Raw genomic sequence first — 8,676 nt, forward strand, 5'->3', positions numbered from 1 at the left:
AATCTCATTAGTTGCTCAAGTTATGTGATTTCTCCTTTGTCGAAATGACAAATAAAAAACCAATTTATGCTAAAAAATCAAAGAATAGAACTTGTAGATGCGCTTCGTGGTTTTGCCATAATGGCGATTATTCTGTTACACAATATGGAACATTTCGAGTTTTATTACACACCAACACATTTTCCAAATTGGCTACAAACGTTAGATAAAAATGTAATGGCAACAGCATATTATTTATTTGGAGGAAAAGCATATGCCATTTTTGCTTTAATTTTCGGATTTAGTTTTTATATTCAAAATGATAATCAAACCAAAAAAGGAAATGATTTTAGGTTAAGATTTTTCTGGAGAATGATGCTATTATTAGTTTTTGGATTTATAAATACAGCTTTCTATCAAGGCGATATTTTAACAATGTATGCCATTTTAGGTTTAGTTTTAATTCCAGTTCGCAATTTAAGCAATAAAGTAGTTTTTATAATTGCATTATTTTTAATGTTGCAACCTTTAGAATGGTTCAAGTTTTTTTATATTTTATCGAATCCTGATTATATTCCAGCATCAAATTTATCTGAAAGTTATTACAAAGCAATTGCAGAGTATATGAATAACGGAAACTTTTTTGATTACATAAAAGGAAATCTAACATTAGGAAAAACTGCATCATTATTATGGTCTTGGGAAAATGGACGATTTTTTCAAGCGCCAGCATTATTTATGTTAGGAATGTTAGCAGGAAGAAAACAACTTTTTGCAAAAATAGACAAAAATATTTTTTTCTGGAAAATTGCTTTACGAGTTGCTATTTTTATATTCATTCCATTATTTACAATTGTTACTTTTTTACCAGATTATTTTTCTAATAAATTTCAACTAGCACGACTTTTAGTAATTTTTAACTCTTGGGCAAACTTTACTTTAATGGTAGTTTGGGTTGCAGCATTTGTACTTTTGTTTTACTCAGAAAAAGCACATAATTTATTGTCAAAATTAATTCCTTTTGGCAAAATGAGTTTGACTAATTACATCATACAATCCATCTTAGGTTCAACTTTATATTATAAATATGGTTTTGGATTGTACCAATATACCGGCGCAACTGTGTGTTTATTTATCGGAATTATATTATTTTTACTCAACCTTGCATTTTGTAAATGGTGGCTCAAAACGCATTCTCAAGGTCCATTAGAAAGTATTTGGCACAAATTAACTTGGATTAAAATTTAAAAATATGAAAACTAAAACACTTTACTTTTTAAGTATATTATTTTTAATAATTTCTTGCAAAAAAGAAGCAAATCAAGAAGAAAATTCAGAAACTTCAACTTCCAAAGAAACAACTTGGTGGAAAGAAGCAGTAATTTATCAATTGTATCCACGAAGTTTTCAAGACAGTAATGGAGATGGAGTTGGCGATTTAAAAGGAATTACACAACGATTGGATTATCTTCAAAGTTTAAATATTGATGCCATTTGGTTAAATCCAATTTGTGCTTCGCCAAACGATGATAACGGTTATGACATAAGTGATTACAAAGCAATTATGACCGAAATGGGAACCATGAAAGACTTTGACGAAATGCTTGCCGGAATGAAAAAACGCAACATAAAAGTCATTATGGATTTGGTTATAAATCACAGCAGTGATGAACATAATTGGTTTAAAGAAGCCAAAAAATCTAGAGAAAATAAATACTACAATTACTATCATTGGTGGCCAGCAGAAAAAGGAACACCACCAAAACGCTACAGTCTATTTGATGAAAATGCTGATGCTTGGCGTTTTAACAAAGAAACTAATAGTTATTATTTGCACTATTTTTCTAGAAAACAACCCGATTTGAATTGGGAAAATCCTGTTCTTCGACAAGAAATGTATGCTATAATGAAATTTTGGTTAGACAAAGGTGTAAGTGGTTTCCGTTTAGATGCGTTTCCGTTTATGGCTAAAGATACTACTTGGCCAACAATGCCAAAAGATTTTACTAATGAACAATTTGTTAGATATTATGGCGCGGATTCTAAGGTTCACGATTATTTAAAAGAAATGAACAATCAAGTTTTAAGTAAATACAAAGATGTTTATACTGTTGGCGAAGGTGGCGTAATTCCGTTTAGTAAGGTGCAAGATTATGTAAATACTGAATGTAATGAATTGAATACTTTGTACCACGATGAATTAGGAAATATTTGGGGAAGAGATAAATTTGACCAAGGAATTTATGATGTTAATAAACATAACATTGTAGGTCTAAAACAAATTGTAAGTAAATGGAACGAAAAATTCTTAAACTCTGGATGGAATACTGTTTTTTGGGCTAATCACGACCAAAGCCGAACTGTAAGCAGATACGGAAATGAAGCACCAGAATTTAGAGAAGCTAGTGCTAAAATGTTGTATACTTTTTTATTAACCCAACGTGCAACTCCATATCTTTATAATGGCGATGAAATTGGTATGACAAATATTCGATTTAAAACTGTTGAAGAGTACAACGATTTACAAACAAGAAACAGATATTACATTGAATTGAAAAAAAGTAAAGCCGCAGCAAATGCCTACTTATTGATGCAAGCAGATTTAAGCAGAGACAATGGCAGAACGCCAATGCAATGGAATTCTTTGTTAAATGCTGGATTTACAACTGGAAAATCTTGGCTTACTATCAATAAAAATTTCAATACTGTAAATGTTGAAGATGCTAATAAAGATGAAAATTCTATTTTAAATTATCTTCGTAAAATGACCAAAGTACGAAGAGAAAATAAAGATGTTTTAGTCTATGGAAAATACGAATTAATAGAAAAAGAAAACAAAAATGTTTTTGCTTACAAAAGAAGCAATGAAAAAGAAACTTTCTTAATTTTGTTAAATTTTACTAAAGAAAATAGTACAATTGCAATTCCTACTGGATATATTTTATCAACAGAATTAATAAATAATTTACAACCTTTAAAAACAGAAGGAAAAAATATTGTTTTACAACCTTATCAGTCATGTGTTGTAAAATTGAAAAAATAAATATTTAACTTAATGAACCTTACTATCTTAATGGTTAAAAAAAACACTATCTTTTACAACCATATCAATCGTGTATCGTAAAATTGAAAAAACAATCTATTAATTACATCAATAACTTAATGAATCTTACTATCTTAATGGTTTAAAAAATGAAAAAAGCAGCGTCACTTTTACTAACAATTACATTAATTTCTTCCTTGTTTTACAACTTGGTAGACTATTATATGATTGTAAGTTATCAAAAAGAACAAAGCTGGATAGAATCAATGCAAAATGCTCCAGATTCTAAATTCAAAGTAATAAAACTTAATGCCACCTTGTATTCTTTTATGGAAGATACAGATATTGAAAAAGTAAACGAAAACGTAATTATAGAAAATAAGGTTTATCATATTTTCAAAAAAAGTATTAAAGATAACGTCTTAAATTTATATTATTTAGGAGTAGAAAATCAAAATGCCATTGACGTAAGTTTAAAAAAACTAGTCGCTTCTCAAAAAGATTCTGATGCATCAAATTCGCCAATTCAAAAATTAATGAAATCATTTGCCAAAGATTATTTGTCAAATTCTTATGAAAAATTAACCTTTTCTAAAACTATTTTTTTTACCCCAAAAGCTGTATTTCTAATTTATAACTCTAAAATTCTTTCTAGATTTTCAATTCTAAATTATCCGCCACCAAAAACAGTTTAATTTTTTTATCTGAAATTTCAAATCTTTATAAATTATTTTATGAAGCTAAATTGTTTTCAGAAAACCTAAAAAAATTAATTAAACACATATACAAACTAATGAAATACATTTATTTATGTTGTCTTTTTACGGCAACAATTTCATCATTTGGTCAAACAGAAATTGACGCAATAATGATGGGAAAAAAATATTTTTGCACAGGAGCAATTTATGAATACAACAGTTGGGACAAGTATTGGGAAGGAACTTTTAAAAGAGAAAATCTAAATCTTGGAACTGTTTCAACCCAAAAATATTCAGTTAATGGAAATTACGGAATAACCAGTAAATTAAACGTAATTTTTTCAATTCCTTACGTAATTACTAAAGCTTCTGCAGGAACTTTGCAAGGTCAAAAAGGGTTGCAAGATTTGTCTTTAACCTTAAAATATTTGTTCTATGAAAAAGAAATAAAGAAAAATTTACTTTCTTTTTATGCACTTGGCGGTTTTTCGTTTCCAACAACCAATTACGTTGCCGATTATTTGCCTTTAAGTATTGGATCAAAAAGCAAAATGGGAAGTTTAAGAATAATGAGCGATTATCAATTCGGGAATTTATTTGCAACAGCTTCAACAGCTTATGTAAAACGGTCTAATATAAGAATTGATAGAAATACCTACTATTCAGATCAAATGCATTACACCAATGAAGTCAATGTTCCAGATGCAATTTCGTTCAATTTTAGAACTGGTTATAGAACAAAAAAACTTATTGCCGAAGCCATTTTTGACTCGTGGATAACACAAAAAGGAGGATTTGACATTACTACCAACAATATGCCATTTCCAAGCAACACAATGAATATGGCAAAAATTGGTTTTAACGGAAAATATTATCTGCAAAGCATTCCAAATCTTTCAGTAATTGTAGGTGCAAATCATACCATTTCTGGAAGAAACGTAGGACAATCCAATTCATTTTATGGTGGATTATTTTACATTATGAATTTTAATGCTAAAGCAAAAACTACTCAAGAAACTAAAATTTAAAACAATGAAAAATTTTATATATAAATTAGGAGTGAAGTTTTTGTTGCTTTCGATTGTCATTTTTACAATTTCTTGTAACGATGATTTAGAAGAACGAAACTTGCAATATCCACAGCTCAATCCAACAAATCCAGATGCAAATGCTGGAACTTGGACACCATTATTATTAACTGCGCCAGATGAATTTTCGCTAGATGCACCATTGGCAGTTACAACAAACGCTTACAAAGCAGAAATTAATGAAATTAAAAGTTACCAAGCTAACATTACGTCAGATCAACAAGAAATTATAAATTATTGGAGTGTTGGTGCTGTTTTACGTTGGAACGAAATTATGCAAACGTTAGTCGCAAGACACAATCGTCCACCATATCAAAATCCTGATGGCACTTATCCTGCGCCTTCTGCTGCCAATCCGTTTGCCAATCCACAATTTCCATTTTCAAATCCTCCTTTTGCGGCTCGTGCTTATGCTTATGTTAGCGCCGCACAATACGACGCAATGGTTGCAACTTGGCATTACAAAAATCTATACAATCGTGCTGCTCCATTTGTGGTAGACAATACCATTCAGGTTTTAGTTCCTAAAAGTCCTTTGCCTTCTTATCCTTCAGAAGATGGCGTTTTAGCTGGAGTTACAGTTGAAATTTTAAAATTATTATTTCCTACAGAAATTGCATTTATCCAACAAAAAGCCGATGAGCAAAAATTATATAGAATACTATCTGGAGCCAATGTTAGAAGCGATGTTGATGCTGGAGTAATTTTAGGAAGAAAAATTGCAAGCAAATTTATTACAAAAGCAGCATCTGATGGTGCTGGAGCAGCAATTGGAAACCAAGCATTATGGACACAATTAGAAACTAATGCTATTGCAAATGGGCAAACTCCTTGGCGTTCTTTAGAATTACCAGTTCGTCCACCAATGTTACCATTATTCGGAAATGTAAAATCATTTTTAATGACGCCAGCCAATGTAATTGCCAATAGACCAGTTGCACCACCATCAACTTCTTCTGCACAATTTTTGGCAGAATTAAACGAAGTAAAATATTATAGCGAAAATGCTACTAGAGAACGAATGCAAATTGTAAGTTTTTGGGCTGATGGAGTTGGAACCTACACGCCACCAGGACATTGGAATCAAATTGCCGATGAAGCATTTGTATATCAGTATTTTAGCGAAGTACGTTGGGCAAGAAATATGGCTTTATTAAATCTAGCAATGATGGATGCTGCAATTAGTTGTTGGGATGCAAAATATACTTATTTCAATCCACGTCCAAGCCAAGTTGATCCTTCTATAAAAACTACAAATGGTGTTCCAAATTTTCCAGCGTATGTTTCTGGACATTCCACTTTTAGCGCAGCAGCAGCAACTTATTTATCGCACGTAATTCCATCTAAAACACAAGAATTTCAAGCTTTGGCAGCACAAGCATCAGAATCTAGGTTATTTGGAGCAATTCATTATAGAAGCGATTGCGAAAAAGGATTTATTTTAGGTCAAACTGTTGCAAATTACGCGGTAACAAGAGCAATAAATGATGGCGCAGAATAAAAAAATTATAAACCTCAAAGTTTTTTTAAATCTTTGAGGTTTAAATTAAGAAATATGATATTTAAAGTTAGTTTAGAACCCAACGAATCTAAAACAGTAACCTTTACTTTAAATTTAAAAGATTTGCAATTTGTAAACAACGATTTAAAATGGATTGCCGAAAAAGGAACTTTTAAAATTCAAATTTTAAACTTAACGACTTCATTTTTATTGAAATAGGAAATGTTATAAATTTTATTAAATTTCTATGATTCTTTTACAAATTTTAGTTATACATTAGTCAATTATTAAAATAATGTTAAAATTAAGTTTTTAGATTATATTTCTTCCAATGAAAGACATAACCTTAAAAGAAATTGCAACCAAATTAGGAATTTCTATTACTACAGTTTCCAAAGCGCTAAAAGGATATCCAGATGTAAGCGAAAAAACTAGAAATTCTGTTTTAGAGTTGGCTAAGTCTTTGCATTTTACTCCCAATAGTTTTGCTGTAAATCTTAGAACAAAAGAATCTAGAACAATTGGATTAGTAATTCCAGAAGTGGTTCATCATTTTTTTTCAAATGTTATTAATGGAATAATTGATGAAGCCGAAAAAAATAATTATCTAGTTATTATAGTGCAATCTGGCGAAAGCTTAGCGTTAGAAATTAAACAAATTGAATTGCTATTGAATAAAAGAGTTGACGGAATTATAATTTCTTTGTCTAATGAATCTAACGATGATGAACATTTAAGACAAATATTAGCAAGAGAAATTCCATTGGTTATGTTTGATAAAATTTCTAAACTTATAAAATGTTCTAAAGTAATTATTAATGATCAAAAAGCAGCATTTGAAGCAACTCAACATTTAATAGATAATGGGTGTAAAAAAATTGTACACATTCGTGGTCCAGTAAATCCTCAAAACGCTATTGATAGATTTTTAGGATATAAAAAAGCATTAGAGAAAAATAATATTCCTTATAATTCTAATTTGGTATACACTTGTAAAAACGTAACATTTGATGAAGGAAAAGAATTTGCAGAAAAAATAATTCAAGACCATCCAGATGTTGATGGCATATTTGCAGTTACAGATTTGGTTGCTGTTGGCGTTTTAGATTATTTCAATAAAGTAAATATAAAAGTACCAAATCAAGTTAAATTAATTGGATTTAGTAACTGGTTTATGTCGCAAGTAATTACTCCAAAACTTAGTACTGTTGATCAACCAAGTTACGAAATGGGAGTTCAATCGTTCCATTTATTAATGGAAGAAATGAATGCAAGAAAAGAATCTAAACCATTTACAATAAAAACTATCGAATTAGCAACTTCAATTATTGAAAGAGAATCTAGTTTTGTAAACCAATAGAATATTAATTTCATTTATGTTTTTAATTGTTTAAAAGAAAACCATTAAAACTTGCCTTTTTACGCTGATACTTTTACCTTTGCTTGTTAGAATAAAAATAAAAAAATGCACAAAGACAATAAACGTAGAGAAGCACTTTTATATCACGCCAAGCCAACTCCAGGAAAAATTCAAGTAGTTCCAACCAAAAAATATGCCACACAAAGAGATTTATCTTTAGCATATTCTCCAGGTGTTGCCGAACCTTGTTTAGAAATTGCCAAAGACATAAATAACGTTTACAAATATACAGCCAAAGGAAATCTTGTAGCTGTAATTACTAATGGAACTGCGGTTTTAGGTCTTGGTGATATTGGTCCAGAAGCATCGAAACCAGTAATGGAAGGAAAAGCATTATTGTTTAAAATATTTGCCGATATTGATGTTTTTGATATAGAAATTGGTACAAAAGACATTGATGCATTTATAGAAACTGTAAAAAATATTGCACCAACTTTTGGAGGAATAAATCTTGAAGATATTAAAGCGCCAGAATCGTTTGAAATAGAAAGACGATTGGTAGAAGAGTTGAATATTCCTGTAATGCACGACGATCAACACGGAACAGCAATTATATCTTCGGCTGCTTTATTAAATGCATTGGAACTTGCAGAAAAAAATATTTCAGAAATTAAAATTGTTATTTCTGGCGCAGGTTCGGCAGCTTTAGCTTGTGCTAATTTGTATGTTTTACTTGGCGTGCAACTTCCTAATATAATAATGTTCGATAAAGATGGCGTTTTATCTACAGATAGAACTGATTTATCTGAACTGCAAAAAAGATATTCTTACGGAAAAAAAGACATTCTTCTTGGTGAAGCATTACAAAATGCCGATGTTTTTCTTGGACTTTCTGCCGGAAATATCTTGAAACCAGAAATGCTTGTTGGAATGGCGAAAGATCCTATTGTTTTTGCAATGGCTAATCCTGTTCCAGAGATTGATTATAACTTAGCAATTGCAACTCG

At 30.3% G+C, this 8,676-nt stretch carries 8 protein-coding genes; all 8 read left to right on the forward strand.

What is annotated here, in order from left to right:
* Positions 1–66 precede the first annotated feature (66 nt).
* Positions 67–1,227: a DUF418 domain-containing protein gene (locus ACH2BC_RS13680; RefSeq protein ID WP_395054578.1), complete on the forward strand. Its 1,161-nt coding sequence runs from the start codon at positions 67–69 to the stop codon at positions 1,225–1,227.
* A 4-nt stretch (positions 1,228–1,231) separates the two neighbouring features.
* The gene (locus tag ACH2BC_RS13685; RefSeq protein WP_395054580.1) at positions 1,232–3,022 is read left to right on the forward strand and encodes an alpha-glucosidase; all 1,791 of its coding nucleotides are present in this window, start codon (positions 1,232–1,234) and stop codon (positions 3,020–3,022) included.
* A gap of 149 nt (positions 3,023–3,171) precedes the next feature.
* Positions 3,172–3,717 (forward strand): hypothetical protein, encoded by a 546-nt coding sequence (locus ACH2BC_RS13690; RefSeq protein ID WP_395054581.1) that lies wholly within the window; start codon positions 3,172–3,174, stop codon positions 3,715–3,717.
* 98 nt (positions 3,718–3,815) lie between these two features.
* A complete protein-coding gene (locus ACH2BC_RS13695; protein ID WP_395054583.1) occupies positions 3,816–4,748 on the forward strand; it encodes a hypothetical protein in 933 nt (310 codons plus the stop codon).
* A 4-nt stretch (positions 4,749–4,752) separates the two neighbouring features.
* Positions 4,753–6,309 (forward strand): phosphatase PAP2 family protein, encoded by a 1,557-nt coding sequence (locus tag ACH2BC_RS13700; RefSeq protein WP_395054585.1) that lies wholly within the window; start codon positions 4,753–4,755, stop codon positions 6,307–6,309.
* 54 nt (positions 6,310–6,363) lie between these two features.
* Positions 6,364–6,528 carry a fibronectin type III-like domain-contianing protein gene (locus ACH2BC_RS13705; protein ID WP_395054587.1) on the forward strand — a complete coding sequence of 55 codons (165 nt, stop codon included), beginning with the start codon at positions 6,364–6,366 and terminating at the stop codon, positions 6,526–6,528.
* Between the two features lie 112 nt (positions 6,529–6,640).
* Positions 6,641–7,669, forward strand: coding sequence for a LacI family DNA-binding transcriptional regulator (locus tag ACH2BC_RS13710; RefSeq protein ID WP_395054589.1), 1,029 nt, complete (start codon positions 6,641–6,643; stop codon positions 7,667–7,669).
* A 105-nt stretch (positions 7,670–7,774) separates the two neighbouring features.
* On the forward strand, positions 7,775–8,676 hold a 902-nt coding region (locus ACH2BC_RS13715), incomplete at its 3' end, for a malic enzyme-like NAD(P)-binding protein (RefSeq protein WP_395054591.1).

Source organism: Flavobacterium sp., from assembly GCF_043760115.1.
Classification (GTDB): domain Bacteria; phylum Bacteroidota; class Bacteroidia; order Flavobacteriales; family Flavobacteriaceae; genus Flavobacterium.

Coding starts and splice junctions, on each gene's coding strand:
- ACH2BC_RS13710 (WP_395054589.1), top strand. CDS start 6,641: ATGAAAGACATAACCTTAAAAGAAATTGCAACCAAATTAGGAATTTCT.
- ACH2BC_RS13685 (WP_395054580.1), top strand. CDS start 1,232: ATGAAAACTAAAACACTTTACTTTTTAAGTATATTATTTTTAATAATT.
- ACH2BC_RS13695 (WP_395054583.1), top strand. CDS start 3,816: ATGAAATACATTTATTTATGTTGTCTTTTTACGGCAACAATTTCATCA.
- ACH2BC_RS13705 (WP_395054587.1), top strand. CDS start 6,364: ATGATATTTAAAGTTAGTTTAGAACCCAACGAATCTAAAACAGTAACC.
- ACH2BC_RS13700 (WP_395054585.1), top strand. CDS start 4,753: ATGAAAAATTTTATATATAAATTAGGAGTGAAGTTTTTGTTGCTTTCG.
- ACH2BC_RS13680 (WP_395054578.1), top strand. CDS start 67: ATGCTAAAAAATCAAAGAATAGAACTTGTAGATGCGCTTCGTGGTTTT.
- ACH2BC_RS13690 (WP_395054581.1), top strand. CDS start 3,172: ATGAAAAAAGCAGCGTCACTTTTACTAACAATTACATTAATTTCTTCC.